The 370-nt window shown below is 58.6% G+C and carries 2 pseudogenes; both read right to left on the bottom strand.

What is annotated here, in order from left to right:
- Positions 1-196: pseudogene (locus tag EN993_RS38250) on the bottom strand (hypothetical protein); the annotation flags it as partial.
- A gap of 46 nt (positions 197-242) precedes the next feature.
- A pseudogene (gene cysW, locus EN993_RS36800) lies at positions 243-370 on the bottom strand (sulfate/thiosulfate ABC transporter permease CysW); the annotation flags it as partial.

Below are 370 nucleotides of genomic sequence, written 5' to 3'. Positions count from 1 at the left end.
AGCCGGACGGCCCCAGCAACGCGATCAGCTCGCCCGACTTGATGTCGAGCGACACGTCGTGGAGGGCCGGAAACCGGTCAAACTCCTTGCGCACGTTGGCAACGCGAACTTCCATCGACAGAACCTTTTCATTCGATGCATGTCGTTGTCCCAAAACCGCTAGGCATTTTTGGGCGACATACACTTCTTGTTTCATGCATGTCGTTGTCCCAAAACCGGGTCCCACTTTTGGGCGACATGCATTAATGCCCGCGCGATGCGGCGATCTCGGCGCCGTAGCGCATCTCGAGAAGTGTTTTCAAGACCAGCGTGACGAGCGCCAGGCCGGCAAGCAATGAGGCGACGGCGAAGGCGCCGACGGCGTTGTACT

This window comes from Mesorhizobium sp. M7D.F.Ca.US.004.01.2.1, assembly GCF_003997785.1.
Classification (GTDB): domain Bacteria; phylum Pseudomonadota; class Alphaproteobacteria; order Rhizobiales; family Rhizobiaceae; genus Mesorhizobium; species Mesorhizobium loti.
This window is presented reverse-complemented; position numbering and strand designations above follow the sequence as displayed.